General features: G+C 59.7%; 15 protein-coding genes. 9 read left to right on the top strand and 6 right to left on the bottom strand.

The genetic code is table 11. From position 1 onward, the window contains the following. Positions 1–269: 269 nt before the first annotated feature. A complete protein-coding gene (locus HUS57_RS04575; protein ID WP_173932279.1) occupies positions 270–1,022 on the bottom strand; it encodes a pyridoxine 5'-phosphate synthase in 753 nt (250 codons plus the stop codon). 126 nt (positions 1,023–1,148) lie between these two features. Here HUS57_RS04575 and HUS57_RS04570 point away from each other — a divergent pair, with 126 nt between their 5' ends. Beyond that, positions 1,149–1,556 (top strand): STAS/SEC14 domain-containing protein, encoded by a 408-nt coding sequence (locus HUS57_RS04570; RefSeq protein WP_173931719.1) that lies wholly within the window; start codon positions 1,149–1,151, stop codon positions 1,554–1,556. 11 nt (positions 1,557–1,567) lie between these two features. On the opposite strand, the gene HUS57_RS04565 is transcribed toward HUS57_RS04570, so the two are convergent. Then, positions 1,568–2,695 carry an ATP-dependent RecD-like DNA helicase gene (locus HUS57_RS04565; protein WP_173931718.1) on the bottom strand — a complete coding sequence of 376 codons (1,128 nt, stop codon included), beginning with the start codon at positions 2,693–2,695 and terminating at the stop codon, positions 1,568–1,570. Between the two features lie 202 nt (positions 2,696–2,897). Here HUS57_RS04565 and HUS57_RS04560 point away from each other — a divergent pair, with 202 nt between their 5' ends. From HUS57_RS04560 to HUS57_RS04530, 7 genes are all read left to right on the top strand, one after another. Further along, the gene (locus tag HUS57_RS04560; RefSeq protein ID WP_246727735.1) at positions 2,898–4,751 is read left to right on the top strand and encodes a glycoside hydrolase family 9 protein; all 1,854 of its coding nucleotides are present in this window, start codon (positions 2,898–2,900) and stop codon (positions 4,749–4,751) included. Between the two features lie 152 nt (positions 4,752–4,903). Further along, entirely contained in the window at positions 4,904–5,524 is a 621-nt protein-coding gene (locus HUS57_RS04555; RefSeq protein WP_173931717.1) for an exopolysaccharide biosynthesis protein, read from the top strand. Between the two features lie 97 nt (positions 5,525–5,621). Next, positions 5,622–5,924, top strand: coding sequence for a virulence factor (locus HUS57_RS04550; protein ID WP_173931716.1), 303 nt, complete (start codon positions 5,622–5,624; stop codon positions 5,922–5,924). Continuing rightward, positions 5,911–6,510 carry a methylenetetrahydrofolate reductase C-terminal domain-containing protein gene (locus HUS57_RS04545; RefSeq protein WP_173931715.1) on the top strand — a complete coding sequence of 200 codons (600 nt, stop codon included), beginning with the start codon at positions 5,911–5,913 and terminating at the stop codon, positions 6,508–6,510. Before HUS57_RS04550 ends, HUS57_RS04545 begins: the two co-directional genes overlap by 14 nt. Further along, positions 6,507–7,619 (top strand): methylenetetrahydrofolate reductase, encoded by a 1,113-nt coding sequence (locus HUS57_RS04540; RefSeq protein ID WP_173931714.1) that lies wholly within the window; start codon positions 6,507–6,509, stop codon positions 7,617–7,619. Before HUS57_RS04545 ends, HUS57_RS04540 begins: the two co-directional genes overlap by 4 nt. A 116-nt stretch (positions 7,620–7,735) precedes the next feature. Next, the gene (locus HUS57_RS04535) at positions 7,736–8,716 is read left to right on the top strand and encodes a methyltetrahydrofolate cobalamin methyltransferase (RefSeq protein WP_173931713.1); all 981 of its coding nucleotides are present in this window, start codon (positions 7,736–7,738) and stop codon (positions 8,714–8,716) included. Positions 8,717–8,782: 66 nt separating this feature from the next. Next, positions 8,783–10,840 (top strand): ASKHA domain-containing protein, encoded by a 2,058-nt coding sequence (locus HUS57_RS04530; protein WP_173931712.1) that lies wholly within the window; start codon positions 8,783–8,785, stop codon positions 10,838–10,840. 481 nt (positions 10,841–11,321) lie between these two features. Here the strand turns inward: HUS57_RS04530 and ligD are convergent, their stop codons facing one another. Further along, positions 11,322–12,239, bottom strand: coding sequence for a non-homologous end-joining DNA ligase (gene ligD, locus HUS57_RS04525; protein ID WP_173931711.1), 918 nt, complete (start codon positions 12,237–12,239; stop codon positions 11,322–11,324). Between the two features lie 61 nt (positions 12,240–12,300). Next, positions 12,301–13,200 (bottom strand): LysR family transcriptional regulator, encoded by a 900-nt coding sequence (locus tag HUS57_RS04520; RefSeq protein ID WP_173932277.1) that lies wholly within the window; start codon positions 13,198–13,200, stop codon positions 12,301–12,303. A gap of 465 nt (positions 13,201–13,665) precedes the next feature. Here HUS57_RS04520 and HUS57_RS04515 point away from each other — a divergent pair, with 465 nt between their 5' ends. Continuing rightward, on the top strand, positions 13,666–14,664 hold the full coding sequence (locus HUS57_RS04515; protein ID WP_173931710.1) for a GlxA family transcriptional regulator: 999 nt from the start codon (positions 13,666–13,668) through the stop codon (positions 14,662–14,664). A gap of 59 nt (positions 14,665–14,723) precedes the next feature. On the opposite strand, the gene HUS57_RS04510 is transcribed toward HUS57_RS04515, so the two are convergent. Together HUS57_RS04510 and HUS57_RS04505 are read right to left on the bottom strand one after the other, a co-directional pair. Then, positions 14,724–15,497, bottom strand: a complete 774-nt coding sequence (locus HUS57_RS04510; RefSeq protein ID WP_246727775.1) for a DUF1194 domain-containing protein — start codon at positions 15,495–15,497, stop codon at positions 14,724–14,726. A 185-nt stretch (positions 15,498–15,682) separates the two neighbouring features. Continuing rightward, on the bottom strand, positions 15,683–18,199 hold the full coding sequence (locus tag HUS57_RS04505) for an FAD-dependent oxidoreductase (RefSeq protein ID WP_173931709.1): 2,517 nt from the start codon (positions 18,197–18,199) through the stop codon (positions 15,683–15,685). Between the last annotated feature and the right edge of the window lie 2 nt (positions 18,200–18,201).

The following is an 18,201-nucleotide window of genomic DNA, read 5'->3' as shown; positions in this document are numbered from 1 at the left end:
TGGCGGGTATCCCTCCTAGCGCGGGGTCCAGCAAGATCGCCTGCATCGGAGCCACGAAGCTTGGCATCGGCCATGAGCATGCTCCACTGATCGCCGCGCTTCCTTCCGGACACAAAAATGGCGATCTATATCTTTGTCGGAGCCGAACCGGATGGCTTTTCGACCCGGTGCTCCAGGAACATGGCGGGCTGGGATAGTCCTGTCGCGGTGCGAACGCAACAGGTTTCCGCACAACCAGTCTAGCGTCAGATGGTTCCTGGAAGCGTGGATTACAATCGACGGCCTAGCGCAGCGAGAAACCGCCGCACCGTTTCGGCCATCCCGTGTTCCAGCGCATCCGCAGTCAGCGCATGGCCGATGGAGACCTCCGCCAGCGCAGGGATGCGACGGGCGAGCGCCGGCAGGTTGGGAACGGTAAGATCGTGTCCGGCATTGATTGCGAAGCCCAGGGCTTGGGCGCGCTCTGCCGTCTTTGCAAGTTTTTCCAATTCGCTATCGGCTTTTTCAGCAGCATCATGACAAGCGCCGTAAGGCCCTGTGTACAGCTCGATGCGATCCGCCCCGGTCGCCTTCGCCGCCTCCAACGCCGCCTCGTCCACGTCGGGATCGCAGAAGAGGGAGACGCGCATGCCGCGCCTCTTCAGCCGCCTGGCGACGTCCCTCAGAAAATCGGAATGCGCCTCGAAATCCCAGCCGTGGTCGGAGGTCGCCTGACCGGGCTCGTCGGGCACGAGAGTCACCTGCTCCGGCTCGTTTTCCTCCACGAGCCGCAGGAACTCTTCCGAGGGATAGCCTTCGATATTGAATTCGCTATCGGGAAATTCGTCATCGATAAGCGCGCGGATATCGGGCAGGTCGGAGAAGCGGATATGACGCTGATCCGGCCGAGGATGAACGGTGAGACCGTGCGCGCCGGCAGCCAGCGCCATGCGCCCAAGCCCGGTGACGCTCGGCCACGGAAGGTCGCGACGGTTGCGCAACATGGCAACCGCATTGAGATTGACGGAAAGCTTTGCGGCCATGGGCGTTCGATCCCTGTCAGACACGAGTTCCCTCTCCTATAGCGGCTTTGAAGTGAACCGACAGGGCCAAATTCGCGTTTCTTTGCCGTTAAACGGAATGCCACTTCGACAAGCAAAGGAACAGGGATGCTGATAAACGAAACGCCACCCAATGTGCGCCGCATCGAAACCGACCGCGACGACGCCTTTGCATTCGAGATCAAGGGGCATATAGGCGCGGCTGACATGCAGAACATGTATGGTCTTCTGGAAGGAGCCTATGCGCTGCACGAACGGATCGACGTGATCATCCTCATCCATGACTATGAGGGAGTGGATTGGGCGGCAGCCTGGAAGGAACCTATCATGCTCGGGAAAGCCCCCTCCCTAAAACATATCCGCAAATATGCGGTAGTGGGCGGGCCGGGGTGGATCAAGCCGATGGTATCGCTCTTCAATCCCTTCCTCTCCGTTGAGATGCGATATTTCCCGGCGCAAGAGGCGGAAGCTGCATGGGACTGGATCGGAACCAGGCCCCTGCCCGCCCCTGCTTGATACAGGGCTAGCTAACGCACGATGGTCAGGCGTTCCGAAGCGCGCGTAATACCGGTGTAAAGCCAACGCTGGCGCGTTTCACGAAAGGCAAAGCTTTCGTCGAAAAGCACCACCTCGTCCCATTGCGAGCCCTGCGCCTTGTGCACGGTAAGCGCATAGCCGAAATCGAAATCATTGTAGCGCTTCTTCGTCTGCCACGGGATATCGGCATCCGGGTCCTCGAAGGCGGCCTTTAGCAGCTTGATCTTGGCCACACCGCGATCCGGATCGTCCTCTTCAGGCGAAACCAGCAGATTGATGCCGGGCTTCACTGTCTCGCGCGAAGCGGTCATGACTTTCCACAAGGAGCCGTTGAGCAGACCCTTTAAGGGCTCGTTCCGCAAACATACGAGCTTGTCGCCAGCCTGTGGAATGAGCGAGGTGAAGCCTTTTAGTTCACGCAGGCGCTGGTTATAGCGCCGGCGCGTGCGATTGATACCAAGCAGCACCTGGTCGGCATCGAGCACAAGATCGCTCGTGACCTCGCCTCTGGTGATTACCTGCGCCGACCCGTAGTCGCCATGTTCGAGCTCCCGTCCTTCGCGAACGTCGAGCGCGAGTCGGATGATAGGGTTGTCGCGGGCCTGACGGTGAATTTCCGTGAGCAGATAGTCCGGCTCGTGCTCGGTGAAGTAACCCCCGCCCGAAATCGGCGGCAGCTGACCCGGATCGCCAAGCACGAGGATCGGCGTGCCGAAGGTCATCAGGTCCCGGCCCAATTCCTCGTCCACCATGGAGCATTCGTCAATGATGACGAGCTTGGCCTTCGCCACTGGGCTCTGGCGGTTGAGAGAGAAGGTCGGGGACATGGTGGTGCGCCCGGTCGTCTCGTCCTCCACCTGCTCCTCACCGCGCGGGCGGTAGATAAGCGAATGAATGGTGCGCGCGTTTGCCGCGCCTTTTGACCGCAGCACCTGCGCGGCCTTACCCGTGAATGCAGCAAACTGCACGTCGCCGTCGACATGCTCCGCAAAATAGCGTGCAAGCGTCGTCTTACCCGTGCCTGCATAGCCGAAGAGCCGGAAGATCTGAGAGCTTCCTTTCTTCAGCCAGCGTGAAACCGCCTTGAGCGCCTCGTCCTGTTGAGGAGAAAATTGCATGGTTCCAGTATTACAACGATAAATGAGGGAGCATGTTTTCGCCTGCTGATCTAAACCAGCTTTACGCGATTTACGAGCCGGCTGCAGCACCAACCATTTTTCGGACGGCCAATGGATGCTGTAGCCATTTAAATTTTGTACCGAGCGCTCGAAGAAGCTGGTTTTGGGGTACTGCGCAATCTGTCCAGAAAAGAGGGGTAGGATGGGGCGATTATTGATGCTGGTGACAGCAATGGGGCTCACGGCGCTCTTTATCGCTTCTGCGTGGGAAAATCCGCCCTCCTACGAGGCGGCAGCGGCTGACCGGTTACCGCGGGTGCTCGTCAACCAGCTCGGCTACCTGCCCGATGGACCGAAACGGGCAACGCTTGTCACAGGGGCGCAAAGCCCTCTGCCTTGGCGTCTTCTCGACGAGGATGGCCTAAAGGTCGCAAGCGGCCTGACCGAGCCGGCGGGCGCCGACCCAACTGCAGGGCTCAACGTTCACGTAATCGACTTTTCCGCCTTTGCAGGCTCCGGACAGGGCTTTCGTCTCCATTCTGACGGAGACACCAGCTTTCCGTTTGTCATCGGACGCGGCTTTTATGAGGCGCTCGCGCGTGATGCCTTCGGCTACTTTTATCCGGTGCGCTCCGGCATTGCCATTGACGGAAAGATCGCTGGAAGTTCCTATGCGCGCCCTGCCGGACACGCCGCCTCTCCCGGCGATGCTGCCGTGAATAAAGGCGATCGCGGCGTAGCCTGCCTGATGCCCGAGCAGGCGGTAGAAGCTTATGGGGAGCCCTGGACCTGCAAGTACAGGCTGGACGTGACCGGCGGTTGGTACGACGCGGGCGATCACGGAAAGTATGTCGTCAATGGCGGTATCTCCGTAGGCCAGCTTATGAGCGCCTATGAGCGGACGCTTTATGTGGAGGGTGCTTCTAACGCTCTCCTTACAGACGGAGCGCTTGCCGTGCCGGAATCTGGCAATGGGGTGCCGGATGTTCTAGACGAGGCGCGCTGGGAACTGGAGTTCCTCGTCAAGATGCAGGTGCCCGAAGGCGAACCTCTGGCGGGTATGGCGCACCACAAGGTGCATGACACCGAATGGACGGGCCTGCCGCTCATGCCGCATGAGGACGATAAGCCGCGTGCGCTTCACCGGCCTTCGACCGCCGCTACGCTCAATCTCGCCGCCGCAGCCGCTCAGGGCGCGCGGCTTTTCAAGGAATTCGATCCGCGCTTTTCCGAATCGCTATTGGTAGCGGCCGAGCGTGCCTACGAAGCGGCCAAAGCGCACCCCAATCTTTACGCTCCCGCCAGCGACAATGCCGGTGGCGGAGCTTATGACGACGATGATGTCAGCGACGAATTTTACTGGGCGGCGGCGGAGCTTTTCATCACTACTGGCGAAGAACGCTACCGCGAGGACATCAAGGCATCTTCCTATTTCAGCGGCGATGCGTTCCGTGAATACGGGTTCGACTGGGCCTTTGTGGCGGCGATGGGCAGGCTGTCGCTCAGCCTCGTGCCGAACCGCTTTTCCGATGAGCAGATCGCTTCTTTCCGTGCTTCCGTGGTGGAAGCGGCGCAGCATTTCGTTGAATTGCAACAGGGGCGGGCTTTCGGCCAGATCTACACGCCTGCCGATGGGCGCTTTGGATGGGGCTCCAATCATCTGATGGCCCAGATCGGCATTATCGTCGCCCGTGCCTATGATTATTCAGGCGCAAAGCACTTCCGAGATGCTGCGCTGGAGGCAGCGGATTATCTGTTCGGACGCAACGCACTTGCCCTTTCCTATGTGACCGGTCACGGCAGCGCTTATGCGATGAACCAGCACTCACGCTGGTTCGCGCACCAGCTTGATCCTGCCCTACCCCGACCGCCGGACGGTGCGCTGGCCGGTGGTCCAAATGTGTGGTTGCAGGATACGATTGCGGCAGAACGGCTGTCTGGCTGCGCGCCGCAATTATGCTATATCGACCATATCGAAAGCTGGTCGACCAATGAAATCACCGTCAACTGGAATGCAGCCCTTGCGCAGTACGCCGCCTTCTTGGCGGGAGAATAGCGATTCGCCACGCCCTCGGACTCAGAATGTGACCGACAATTTCCCGTCACCGGTCAACCAAGTTCTCGGCTCTAGTGGGACTTGATGTTTCAAGATAGTAATCCGCCCATGAAGAAGGGCTTTATGTGAAGGCGGAAGAAAGTTTTTCCAACATGACATCGACTTCGGCGCGCTTGGAGGCGGCGCCGCGCCGGCTCTCAACCGTTTTAGAGCAACTTGCGAAGCAGCCGGATGGCTCGATCACCGTGGAACAGCTCAGACAAGCGCTTGGCGACCGCAGCTTCGCTACATTTCTTGTTTTCTTCTCCCTCTTCAACCTGCTTCCCCTTCCGCCCGGAAGCACGCTGGTCTTCGGAATCCCGTTGATTATCATTTCCGTTCAGATGACCTTGGGCAGACAGACAATCTGGCTACCCCATTTCCTCCTGGAAAGATCCATCAGTTCCGAACGTTTTCGCCATCTGAGCGAGAAGGTAGCTCCAGCACTGAAGCGGCTGGAAAGAATCGTGCGGCCGCGCTATTGGCCGTTTGATCGTAATCGCGCGGACCGTGTCATTGGCATGCTCGCGCTGATTCTTGCCACCGTCGTCACCCTTCCTATACCCTTCGGCAACTGGTTTCCTGCTCTGGCATGCGCACTTTTGGGAATAGCGCTTTCCGAAAGAGATGGCGTGCTCCTCCTGGTGGCAGCGATTATGGGCGTGCTGTCGCTTGCAATCATCACCATGCTTGTCGGCACCGCCACCGTTCTGGCCGATATGCTGATAGGCTGAGGTCACGTCGCTTTTGAAGCCGCAGGCGTCGTGGGGCAACAAGCAAGCGCCCGATGCTTTCGGCAATCCTCCATTTCAAGACGCAAAGGAAGGCTCTATGGCCGATCTGATCGTTCTCTACTGGCGCGATATTCCCGCACAGGTAATCGTCAAGAAGGGGCGGCAGACCGCAAAGCGGGAACTGTCGCTGCGTTTTACCGAAGCGATCGACATGTGTGCAATGCGTGTTGGCGCGCGCGATACCGATGCCTATCTGGCCGAATGGCGCCGAGGCGATGCCGTGCCCGTCAGCGACGATCTGGAGGCCGAGGCCGACAAGGCTCTTCAGTCCATCGAACGGGAATTCCCGCGCGAGCGGCTGGTAGCGCTTGTCAAGGCAGGCGGATATGACAGCACCTAACGGGCAGGAATCACGGAGATCGACCACAACTCAGGCGACGCTGGTTCACAGGGCGCGGGCGAGGTTTGCCTATAAACCCGCCGATGTTTCGCCGCATCGCCGCGTGCAGCGTCCCTACGCAATGCGGCTGTGGGCTGTGCGTCATGCGCGCTTCCTCGAATGGTTCTACAGCCGCTTCGCCAACTTCTTCCTGAAGTTGCATCCTTTGTGGAACGCGATCGGCTATTCGCGCGCTGAAAAGCCCGTGACTTTCATTGAAAGGCAGGTAAAGGGGCTGATATTCGACTGCCGCATGTGCGGGCAATGCATTCTTTCGTCCACAGGCATGTCCTGCCCGATGAACTGCCCCAAGCAACTCAGAAATGGCCCTTGCGGCGGTGTGCGTGCCAACGGCAATTGCGAAGTGGAGCCGGACATGCCCTGCGTCTGGGTGAAGGCGTGGGAAGGCGCGCAGCGCATGCGTAGGGGCGACGCGATCCTGGCGGTGCAGAAGCCGGTGGACCAGTCACTGCGCGAGACCTCGGCCTGGTTGCGTGTGACGGCTCTTGCCGCCGCCGAGCGCGCGAAGATACCGGCGGACCAATGACAAGGGAACCCCGCCAACAGGATGAAAATCCCGCTGGGGCAGATCTGCCGCTCGATCCCCTCCCCGGCCATTCCTCCCGAGGGCGGCTAGAGCGCATCTTGCGGCGCGGCGAGTTTGCCGTCACGGCTGAACTCAACCCGCCTGACAGCGCCAACGCACAGGATGTCTATGATCGGGCCGCCGTCTTTGACGGCTGGGTGGACGGCATTAACGCGGTCGATGCTTCGGGCGCCAATTGCCATATGTCCTCCATCGGTATTTGTGCGCTGCTTACGCGGATGGGATACGCGCCCATCATGCAAATCGCCTGCCGCGACAGGAACCGAATCGCCATTCAGGGGGACGTTCTTGGTGCCGCGGCCATGGGCGTTGCCAACATTTTATGCCTGACCGGGGATGGCGTGCAGGCAGGCGATCAGCCCGGCTCAAAGCCCGTTTGCGACCTCGATTCCGTATCGCTGCTGGAGACGATCCGCATCATGCGCGACGAAGCGCGCTTCCTGTCGGGACGGAAGCTTACCACGCCTCCTGCACTGTTCCTTGGCGCGGCGATCAACCCCTTCGCTCCCCCTTATGAATTCCGCGCGCTCCACTTCGCAAAGAAGATCGCGGCTGGCGCGCAGTTCGTGCAAAGCCAGTACTGCTTCGACGTGCCTATGCTGAAGGAATTCATGAAGCGTGTGCGCGACATGGGACTGCATGAGCAATGTTTCATCCTTATCGGAGTTGGTCCCCTGGCATCCTCCCGCTCCGCTCGCTGGATCCGCAACAATGTGCCGGGCGTCCACATACCTGATGCCGTGATCAGCCGCCTAGCGGGCGCGGAGAACGAGAAGGAGGAAGGCAAGCGCCTTTGCATCGATATCATTAACGAGGTGAAGGAAATCGAGGGTATTTCCGGCATCCATGTGATGGCGTACCGCCAGGAGGAATATGTTGCCGAGATCGTGCACGAGTCAGGCGTGCTCAGGGGCCGCAAACCGTGGCGGCGCGAGCCCGGACCCGATGACGCCCTCGTCGCGAAACGTCTAGACCACATATTGGAAGCGCCCAACGAGAAGCCGGTGGAGATGGTGAACAAGGCAATCGGCCACGGCATGGCAGATTGAAACGGCGATCGAAGCGAGAGGAGGAACGCTGTCCCACTTGCGGATTGCCACTGCCTTATTGCCCTTGAACAGATAACGATATAAGGAAATCTTTATATCTTCTTGGAGGTTTATGCATGACCCGTACCATCGTCGCCTCTGCGACCCGAGAAGTCGTAATCGGCTTCGATCAGCCTTTCTGTGTCATTGGGGAACGGATTAACCCGACCGGCCGCAAGAAGCTTGCCGCAGAGATGGTGGCCGGCAACTTCGAAACGGTGAAGAAGGATGCCCTGGAGCAGGTGAATGCCGGCGCAACGATGCTCGATGTCAATGCCGGCGTGACGGCGGTCGATCCCAATGCGACAGAGCCTGAGCTTCTCGTTCAAACGTTACAGATCGTGCAGGATCTCGTGGATGTTCCGCTGTCAATCGACTCCTCCGTCTCCGCGGCAATTGAGGCTGCGCTGAAGGTTGCCAAAGGTCGCCCGCTGGTGAACTCCGTTACCGGTGAGGAAGAGAAGCTGGAAGCAATCCTTCCGCTTGTGAAGAAATACGATGTACCCGTGGTGGCGATTTCAAACGACGAGACGGGCATCTCCGAAGACCCTGACGTGCGCTTCGAGGTGGCCAGGAAGATTGTCCAGCGCGCCGCCGATTACGGCATTCCCGCCCATGACGTGGTGGTCGACCCTCTGGTCATGCCCATAGGCGCCATGGGAACTGCCGGCAAGCAGGTGTTCGCGCTTCTGCGCCGCCTGCGGGAAGAGCTGAAGGTGAACACGACTTGCGGCCTTTCCAACATCTCCTTTGGGCTGCCGCACAGGCATGGAATCAATGCGGGCTTCATTCCCATGGTGATCGGCGCAGGCCTGACCAGCGCGATCATGAATCCGTGCCGCCCGCAGGAAATGGAGATGGTGCGGGCTGCAAATGTGCTCAACGGCACCGATCCCAATTGTCAGACCTGGATCATGACCTATCGCGACCAGCAACCGGCGCAGACTGGCAGCGCCGGTGCCTCTGCGGAGTTGCTCGCAGGCAATGGCGGACAGGCTGCCCGGGGGCGTCGCCGAGGCGGTCGCGAAGCCCGAATGGCGCGAATGGGCCAAGGTTGAGTTGAAGTTCACCCTGGAGGTGATGGTGCTCTTTCACAGCGCCCCATATTCGGAGCAGGCCCTTTCATGAATGCGCGCCCCAATCACGCGGAGCCCCTCGTCCTCTTCATGCCATCGGGAAAGCGCGGCCGCTTTCCCAAGGGCACGACGGTACTCGATGCCGCACGGCAGCTTGGCGTCTATGTGGAGAGTGTTTGCGGCGGACGCGCTACTTGCGGGCGCTGCCAGATCGAGGTGCAGGAAGGGCACTTCGCCAAGCACCAGATTTCTTCCTCCAAACAGAACATATCCCCACCCGGCTCGACGGAAGCGCGCTATGCGGAAAAGCGCGAACTCCCTCCCGGCCGCCGCCTTTCCTGCTCGGCCACGATCGAAGGCGACCTCGTCATCGACGTCCCCCAGGATGCGGTCATCAACGCCCAGGTTGTGCGCAAGGATGCCGACACCAGGGTGATCGAGCGTTATCCCGCCGTGCAGCTTTGCTATGTCGAGGTCGAGCAACCGGACATGCACAAGCCTCTGGGGGATCTGGACCGCCTCAAGGAACAGTTAAGAAAAGAATGGGGATACAAGCGCCTAGCGGTGGATTTTCATCTTCTAAGTGATGTCCAGAACATTCTTCGGCAAGAGAACTGGGCCGTTACGGCAGCCATCCATCATGACGACGAAGATGATACGGCCCACGTCATTGCCCTTTGGCCGGGCTTGAAGAACGAAGCCTATGGGCTTGCCTGCGATATCGGCTCCACCACCATCGCGATGCATCTGGTCTCCCTGCTTTCCGGCCGCGTCGTGGCGTCCGCGGGCGCTCCCAACCCGCAGATCCGCTTTGGCGAGGACCTGATGAGCCGCGTGTCCTACGTGATGATGAATCCGGACGGCCGTCAGGCGATGACGCGGGCGGTACAGCAGGAGGTTTCCCGGCTCATCGAGCGGGTAGCGGTAGAAGGCGGAGTAAACCGCACCGACATTCTGGATGCGGTTTTTGTCGCCAATCCCATCATGCACCATCTCTTCCTCGGTATCGATCCGACGGAGCTTGGCGGCGCGCCCTTCGCACTTGCTGTCTCCGGCGCGGTCAAAACGCGCGCAAGCGACCTGCGTCTCGGACTCAATCGAGGTGCCCGGCTCTACATGCTGCCCTGCATTGCCGGTCATGTAGGTGCCGACGCTGCCGCTGTGACGCTTTCTGAAGGGCCCGACCGCCAGGACGAGATGATGCTCATCGTAGATGTGGGCACCAATGCGGAAATCGTCCTGGGAAACAGGCACCGCGTCGTGGCCGCCTCCTCCCCCACCGGACCGGCCTTCGAAGGGGCAGAGATTTCCTCCGGGCAGCGCGCCGCGCCCGGAGCCATCGAGCGGGTGCGCATAGATCGCGAGACCCTGGAGCCGCGCTTCCGCGTCATAGGATCGGAATTATGGTCCGATGACCCGGGTTTTGCCGAGGCAGTGGCCGAAACGGGTGTCACCGGCATCTGCGGCTCCGGCATCATCGAAGCTATCGCAGAAATGTATCTGTGCGGCATCATTTCAGAAGATGGGGTGGTGGATGGGGCGCTTGCCGCTCGCACGCCGCGTATCGAAAGCCAGGGGCGCACCTTTGCCTACCTGCTGCATGAGGGCGAGCCGCGCATTACGGTCACGCAGAATGACGTGCGCGCCATTCAGCTTGCAAAAGCGGCACTTTACGCAGGCATCAAGCTGCTGATGGAGAAGCAGGAGGTTGAGACGGTCGATTCCATCCGCTTTGCAGGCGCCTTTGGCACCTTCATAGACCCCATGTACGCGATGGTGCTGGGCCTCATTCCCGATTGCGAACTGGAGAAGGTTTCCGCCGTTGGAAATGCAGCAGGCACGGGTGCGCGCATGGCTCTCCTGAACCGCAATCACCGTCGCGGAATCGAAGCGACGGTGCGACGCATCGAAAAGATCGAGACGGCGCTGGAGCCAAAGTTCCAGGAACACTTTGTCCACGCCATGGCGCTGCCCAACAAGGTGGACCCGTTCCCGAAGCTGAGCCTCCAGGTGCAGTTGCCGCCCCGCAAGGTCTTGGCCGAAGGCGGCGCCGAAGCGCCGCGCCGCCGGTCTCGTGAGAAGCGGATTGCAAGGCGGAGACAATAGACCATTGAGGAAGCTGAAATGATCTACGACTTTGCCGTACGGAATTCCTAGTCTAGCGGAAACCCGGAACCCACTTTTCCTGGAGCTTCGTTCGCGGATGCCGGCTGTTCCGGGACAGGCACCTTGTGCAGACGGGTCATTCGCCCGCTGCGACATTGGGTTCGTTCCTATACGCGTGACTCCCGCAACGAACCTGAGCTGCCCTCGTCATCCCCCGACCTTCTCTGCCAAGCATCAGCCGCCGACGCCCAGACAGGCCCTTGGCTCTGCTCATTGGAAGCACTGTAAGGCGGAGGCGGCCCGGGATCATATGCAGGAGGACGATCATACCGGCCCCTGGACTCCACAGCGGGATCTTGATGGCGCGAATAGGCTGGAGGGGGTCCACCGACGGGCGGGGTGTTACCAAAAGGCACGCGTACGACTCCTTCAGAATTGGCTTTGACACACCACTTTCATATTCCCTGGTAACGCTATGACTTCATCGAAAATCCGTATCCACTCCTGCCTTTCTTAAAAGCGGCTTTGTGATCGACTGCTGCCATTGCCCGGCTTCGGCCCATGGATCGCGCGCGCTCATCCGCTTCTCCATATCTTCGACATGGAAGACATTCGCAGCAGCAAGCGTCTGGATCTCTTCCCATGAAACGGGCATGGCGAGCGGCGCGCCCTTTCTTGCCCTTGTCGAGTAGGGCGCAATGGCCGTCGCCCCACGCTCGTTCCTCATCCAATCGATGAAGATTCGTCCCTCGCGCTTCTCCTTCGATGCTTGAGCAAGAAAACGCTCGGGCTCATCGCGACTCATCTGCTGCGCGAGGGCTTTCGCGAAAGCCTTGACCTCCGGCCATTCCGCGCGCGGGGAAAGCGGGGCAACCACATGTACGCCCTTGCCGCCGGTCACCAGCGGTAACGAACGCAGACCGAGGTATTCGAGCCGGTCCCGCAGGTCGAGAGCTGCCTGGCGGACCTGGGCAAATCCCAGTTTCTCATCCGGGTCCAGGTCGAAGACCAGCCGGTCCGGTTTTTCGAGCGCATCGATACGTGAGCTCCAGACATGAAACTCCAGCGTGTTCATCTGCACACTAGCAACGAGCCCCGCCAGGTCGCGGATGAAAAGATAATCCGCTTCGTCCCCGTCCTTCTCTATGATCACCTGCCGCTTGACTTCTTTGGGGAATCCCCGCCCGGCATGCTTCTGGAAAAAGCATTCGCGGCTGGAGCCTTCGGGGCAGCGGACGAGGCTCACCAGTCGCTTCTCCACCAACGGCAACATGCGCTTTGCAACGCGCACGTAATGTCGGGCGATGTCGGCTTTGGTCAGCCCCGCTGCTTCGAATACCACCTTTCCAGGATGAGAAAGAGAAATGCCGGCGATGGTTTCTCGCTGCGCATCCGGCATGAAACCCTCCTCTATTCCGCCCCACCGGTAAACCCGTCACCCTTGCAGCAGTTCCGCAAACTCAGAAGCGGCCCGTCTCGTGGAAAAGCTCGAAGGTGGCACGGATATGGTCCGCAGCAGCGCGCATCGGCGCGTCCGCTTCAGGCGCGACAAGCATCCCGATATGATAATTTCCCATCGGCGGCAGGCCATCATCCTCGCCAAGTTCGACAAGGTCCCCGCCAATAAAGGACTTGGGCAGCGGCGCAATCGCCAGATCGGCCAGGATCGCTGCTCTCTGGCCTGCCGTATGGGCGCTCATATAAGCAATGCGATAGCTGCGCCCTTCCTCACCAAGAGCCTTGAGTGCGGCCGAGCGCCACGCGCAGCCCTCTTCCCATATCGAAACCGGCAGAGGCTCGCGCAGATGGGCGCAGCCGCCCTTCGCACCCGCCCAGGCGATCGGCTCCGACAGCAGAATTTCAACGCCCGGCTCCATCATCGTGTCCGTGCAGGTCAAAAGAGTTATGTCGAGCTGGCGGCCATTCATGCGCTTTCGCAGATTCGAGCTCTGGTCGATCACCACATCAACCGCGACGGCCGGGTGCGATTGTGCAAAACGCTTCAGCACGCTGGGCAACACGCGCTCGCCGAAATCATCGGGTGAGCCCAGCCTGACGACGCCGCTGATGTCCGGCATCACGAATTTGGACACCGCCTCCCTGTTTAGTGCCAACAGACGGCGGGCATAGGAGAGCAGGACCTCGCCATCGGCGGTAAGCGTCACCGATCGCGCATCGCGCAGGAAAACGGACCGGCCGAGGATATCTTCCAGCTTCTTGATCTGCATCGAAACCGCTGAAGGCGTGCGGAAGACCGCGCTCGCGGCCGCGGAGAAGCTGCCTGTCTCCGCAATGGCAACGAATGTGCGCAGCAGATCGGGTTCGAGAAGCGGCATCGGGTGGTTGAGCGGCGCATTCATCGCTGTCACCATTCAATTTTCTTCAATCAATCGTTCATTCTATTTCGTTTGATTGAAGCTAACAGCGAGCCGATAGTCAACCACGATGTTAGGGATGGAGAGAAATATGTCTATTCGCTCGCACTTGGTGGAGTATTGGCAAAACAGGGTCGCCCTTTGGAGGCGGCGGCGGAACCATCATTATATCACTAGCCTGCCTCCTGAGATAAGAAAGGATATTGGCTGGCCAGCAGGCGATGCTTCTGAGCGGGTGCGCGGATTGCCACAACATTCGCTCTGGGAAAGGCGTTGGTGAAACATCCTGGGCTTTGCCCTATCCCCCTGTTCATTCGGAGCCAGCGTTGCTGGAAGCAGGCGATTGGCGCAACGCCGTGCAACCTATTGACAGGGGGGGCATTCCCGAGGAAGGCTTGTCTCTTAGCGACATGTTCGGTGAGGGAGAGCTCTCCACAGGGAGTGGTCGTTATGCAGGATGGCATGACTTTCAAGCGCTCACTGGTCTTCTTCCTTGTGCCGGATTTTACGATGGTGGCGTTCGCGAACGCATTGGAGCCGCTTCGCGCAGCCAACCGCATGGCTGATAATCAGGCTTATCGCTGGCGGCTGGCGAGCGTGGATGGGAAGCCCGTCCGAGCTTCCAACGGGGTTGAGCTTGCGGTTGACACCTCGCTTTCCGAAGAGCGGCAGATGATGATCGGCGCTGGCCGCCCGTCCATGGTCATCGTTTGCAGTGGGCTCAATGTGGAATCTTACGATAATAGGTCTGTTTTTGCGTGGCTGCGGGAGGAATATAATCGCGGCGTCGCACTTGGCGGGCTTTGCACGGGCGCACACATCCTTGCCGCGGCCGGTCTTCTTGCAAACAAGCGCTGCGCAATTCATTGGGAAAATCTCCCAGGCTTCGCCGAGCGCTTCCCCAGGGTCAGTGTCTTTGCCGATCTTTTCGAGATCGATTCGAACATCTACACCTGTGCCGGCGGTACGGCTGCGATGGATATGATGTTCCGCCTCATCGGCGAAGATTTCGACGAGAATCTGGTCAACCGCGTCTGCGAGCAAATGCTGACTGATCGCGTAAGAAACCCTTCGGACCGTCAGCGCCTTCCACTGCGCGCAAGGCTCGGCATACAAAACGCGAAGGTTCTCAGCATCATCGAGCTTATGGAGGCAAACCTTTCAGAACCAGCTTCGCTGGTGGACATTGCAGAAGCAGTCGGCCTTTCACGCCGGCAGATCGAGCGACTCTTTCGCCAGCAGATGGGCCGCTCACCCGCCCGCTATTATCTGGAACTGCGGCTGGACCGCGCTCGTTACCTGCTGCGTCAGTCCTCCCTCCCGGTCGTGGAGGTGGCGGTTGCCTGCGGCTTCGTTTCTGCATCGCATTTCTCGAAATGTTACCGCGAGCTTTACGGCCGCTCGCCGCAGCAAGAACGAGCCAACCACAAGCACCTGATGGCAGCTTAGGTTTTTCGCATCTCCGGGATTTTCTTTCTTAAAACTGGCGTCGCAAGAACGTCGGCCCGCTATTGGGGCCACATCCGGTTACGGTCCTGCCACATCTTCTCGCCAATCATGCAATCCCGGCGTTGTTCTGCTTGCGCCAGCACGATGGAAGGCTGCATTTGCGCAGGTTCCTTTCCCGCAAGCTCGATTACCAGCTTGCGCCGGACGGCTTCCGAAAACTGTTCCCATGCATTGACGGGGATCATGAAAGCGCCGGGTCCGCCGATCACACAATCGGCATAATAAAGATCTAGATCCGCAACATCGTAGTTGCTGCTGAAGCCCTCATTGGTCATCAGCGGCAAGCCATTGATGGTGACACCTGCGGCAAGGAGACTGTCCCGGGCTTCCTCCACCGGCGGCCCCTGATTGTTGGGTCCATCTCCGGAAATATCGAGAACGCGGCGCAATCCATTAAAGCTGCTTTCGGCAAAAAGATCAGCAGCGAAACTGATCGCTCCGGAGATGGATGTGCGCCTGGCGCTGCGCGGCGGCGTGGCCGACAGCATTTCAGCCACCCGCGCGGCATCCTCTGCCGAAGCCACGACCGTCCACGGGACGACGATCCGCTGTGAAAAGTCCCCAGCCCATTCGAAATAGGAGAGTGCGATACGCCCGTTAATGCCGTCCTCTATCGCCTGTACGACGCTTTCATGCGTTAGCGCCTCTGCGTAGCCCCGCCGTTGAATCTCCAGTTCCCCGGGGGACATGGAAAGTGAAACGTCCACCGCCAGGATCAATTCCACGTCTACCGCCTCCTGCGCTTGCCCCTTTGCTGAAAGCAGCAAGGCCATCAAGGCGGCAAGCACGCCTCGATGAAGATAGCGGTTGTCGTGGAGCATCCACATAATGGCGAAGTTTACGGGCTGACGGCGGCACGGCAATCCGCCCTGGGCAAAAAACCTTGAGGACGCGTTCACATTTCCGCGAAGTACGTCTTTAGAGTTTATACCGCCTTCTTAAGATCCGGGGATCCACCTCATCCATCGGAGCGCAAGGCATGGTTTTCGGGATCGTAGGGACTTTCCCCAATCACCGTCGCCCCGTGCAGGCGGCCAAGAATATTGATGTCGAGCTGTGTGCCTTCCTTGGCGAATTCCGGACGCACCATGCCGAGCGCGAGGCTTTTGCCCACGCGCCAGCCATAACCGCCATGGGTAGCCCGCCCCACCAACTTGCCATCCTTGTAGATTGCTTCGGAGCCGCGCGCGTCCGCATCCGTCACATCGTGAACCTCAAGGGTCACGAATTTCCAGTTAAGGCCCCTCTCCCGCTGGCGCTCCAGTGCTTCCCGGCCGATGAAATCGTCCTTCTCCATACGCACGAACCGGTCGATGCCGCTTTCCCAGGCGGTATATTCAATGGAAAGTTCGCGCGGGATAAGCCTGTAGCTCTTTTCGATGGCCATTGACGTCATCGCGCGGATGCCAAAGGGTTTGATACCGAACTCCTGGCCCGCCTCCATCACCATGTCGAAGATGGCATTCTGCATTTCGATGGGATGGTGCAGTTCCCATCCAAGCTCACCCACGAAGTTGACCCGGAGCGCGTCCGCAGTGGCGTGCCCAACGGAGATTTGTTGCCCAGAGAGCCAGGGAAAGGCCGCGTTGGATAGATCGGCACGAGTCAGCTTTCTCAGCACGTCGCGGCTGCGCGGCCCTGCCAGCACCAGCACACCGCGCGCCGTGGTGACAGGTACCATCCGCACGCTGCCATCCTCCGGCAGAAGCTTTCTCAGCACGTCATGGTCATGCGTCTCATAGGCCCCCGCCGAGACCAGATAAAAGCCTTCAGGCTGCCTGTAGACGGTGAACTCCGAGCGTACGCCGCCACGCTTGGTCAGGATGTGGCAAAGCGCAATGCGCCCGTTCTTTCTCGGAACCTGGTTGGCAAAAATGCGATTGAGCCAGGCTTCTGCTTCCGGCCCGCTCACCCAGCATTTGGCGAATGCCGACATATCGAGAAGGCCGACATTCTCATGCACGTTGCGCACCTCGTTGCCGACATGCTCGAAATAATTTGCGCGGCGGAACGACCATCTCTCCACGATGCGGCCGTCATCAAGGGGAGCGGCATGGTTGTGTTTCAGAAGCACATCCGTGCCGACGTCCAGCTCTTCTGCAGGCACCTCATAGCCTTCAGGTGCGAACCAGTTGGGCCGCTCCCAGCCATAGACGGAGCCGAAGACGGCCCCCAGCTTCTTCATGCGTTCATGGCAGGGCGTGGTCTTCAGGGGCCGGGCGGCGGGCCGTTCCTCGTCCGGATAGTGGACGGTAAAGACGTTGGCATAGGCCTCCTCGTTCTTGGCGCGCAGATAACCTTCCGTGGCGTAAGGGCCGAAGCGGCGTGGATCGACGCCCATCATGTCAATTGAAGGCTCGCCCTCCACGATCCATTCGGCCAGTTGCCAGCCAGCGCCGCCAGCCGCGGTGACGCCGAAGGAATGACCCTCGTTCAACCAGAAGTTCTTAAGCCCCGGAGCCGGACCGATGATCGGCGATCCATCGGGCGTATAGGCAATTGCGCCGTTATAGATCTTCTTGATCCCCACCTCGCCAAAGGCCGGGACCCTGGCGATCGCCGTTTCCACATGCGGCATCAGCCGCTCCAGATCCTCCTGGAAAAGCTCATATTCGCTGTCTTCCGACGGCCCGTCGACGTAGCAGCAGGGCGCCCCCTGCTCATACGGGCCGAGCAGAAGCCCGCCATTTTCCTCGCGCATATACCAGGAGGAGTCGCTTTCGCGCAGTACGCCCATTTCGGGGAGCCCTTGCTTTTTGCGTTCCAGGATCGCCGGATGCGGCTCGGTGACGATGTATTGGTGCTCGACGGGAATGACAGGCACATCAAGGCCCACCATCCGGCCTGTCTTGCGGGCAAAATTGCCTGTCGCGGATATCACGTGCTCAGCGAGAATGTTGCCCTTTTCGGTCTTCACCAGCCAGCGCCCGTCCGGCGCCTTCTCAATGGCGGTTACCGCCGTATTGCGGTGGATCGTGGCTCCCCGGTCACGCGCCCCCTTGGCCAGCGCCTGCGTCAGATCCGCGGGTTGGATATAGCCGTCGTCGGGATGTTGGATAGCGCCGAGAAGCCCGTCAGTCTCGCAGAGCGGCCAAATTCCCTTCACCTGCTCGGGCGTGAGGATGTTGACGGCGACGCCGATAGTTTCGGCAATGCCGGCATAATACATATATTCGTCCCAGCGATCCTTGGTGCGCGCCAGCCGGATGTTCGAGCATTGCTTGAAGCCGACATCCATGTCGGTCTCGCGCTCAAGCTCCCGGTAGAACTCCACTGAATATTTATGAATCTGCCCGACTGAGTAGCTCATGTTGAAAAGCGGCAGGAGGCCAGCCGCATGCCAGGTGGATCCGGAGGTCAGCTCCTTGCGCTCCAGTAGCACCACATCTGACCAGCCCTTCCGGGCCAGATGGTAGAGGGTGGACACGCCCACGACCCCTCCACCGATAACGACAGCGCGCGCCTCGCTTTTCATAC

It is taken from the genome of Chelativorans sp. Marseille-P2723 (genome assembly GCF_902809845.1).
In the GTDB taxonomy this organism is placed as follows: Bacteria; Pseudomonadota; Alphaproteobacteria; order Rhizobiales; family Rhizobiaceae; genus Chelativorans.
Note: the sequence above shows the minus strand (reverse complement) of the source record. Positions and strands in the feature narration are given on the sequence as shown.

Coding starts and splice junctions, on each gene's coding strand:
- HUS57_RS04575 (WP_173932279.1), bottom strand. CDS start 1,022: ATGGCCGCAAAGCTTTCCGTCAATCTCAATGCGGTTGCCATGTTGCGC.
- HUS57_RS04570 (WP_173931719.1), top strand. CDS start 1,149: ATGCTGATAAACGAAACGCCACCCAATGTGCGCCGCATCGAAACCGAC.
- HUS57_RS04565 (WP_173931718.1), bottom strand. CDS start 2,695: ATGCAATTTTCTCCTCAACAGGACGAGGCGCTCAAGGCGGTTTCACGC.
- HUS57_RS04560 (WP_246727735.1), top strand. CDS start 2,898: ATGGGGCGATTATTGATGCTGGTGACAGCAATGGGGCTCACGGCGCTC.
- HUS57_RS04555 (WP_173931717.1), top strand. CDS start 4,904: ATGACATCGACTTCGGCGCGCTTGGAGGCGGCGCCGCGCCGGCTCTCA.
- HUS57_RS04550 (WP_173931716.1), top strand. CDS start 5,622: ATGGCCGATCTGATCGTTCTCTACTGGCGCGATATTCCCGCACAGGTA.
- HUS57_RS04545 (WP_173931715.1), top strand. CDS start 5,911: ATGACAGCACCTAACGGGCAGGAATCACGGAGATCGACCACAACTCAG.
- HUS57_RS04540 (WP_173931714.1), top strand. CDS start 6,507: ATGACAAGGGAACCCCGCCAACAGGATGAAAATCCCGCTGGGGCAGAT.
- HUS57_RS04535 (WP_173931713.1), top strand. CDS start 7,736: ATGACCCGTACCATCGTCGCCTCTGCGACCCGAGAAGTCGTAATCGGC.
- HUS57_RS04530 (WP_173931712.1), top strand. CDS start 8,783: ATGAATGCGCGCCCCAATCACGCGGAGCCCCTCGTCCTCTTCATGCCA.
- ligD (WP_173931711.1), bottom strand. CDS start 12,239: ATGCCGGATGCGCAGCGAGAAACCATCGCCGGCATTTCTCTTTCTCAT.
- HUS57_RS04520 (WP_173932277.1), bottom strand. CDS start 13,200: ATGAATGCGCCGCTCAACCACCCGATGCCGCTTCTCGAACCCGATCTG.
- HUS57_RS04515 (WP_173931710.1), top strand. CDS start 13,666: ATGCAGGATGGCATGACTTTCAAGCGCTCACTGGTCTTCTTCCTTGTG.
- HUS57_RS04510 (WP_246727775.1), bottom strand. CDS start 15,497: ATGGCCTTGCTGCTTTCAGCAAAGGGGCAAGCGCAGGAGGCGGTAGAC.
- HUS57_RS04505 (WP_173931709.1), bottom strand. CDS start 18,199: ATGAAAAGCGAGGCGCGCGCTGTCGTTATCGGTGGAGGGGTCGTGGGC.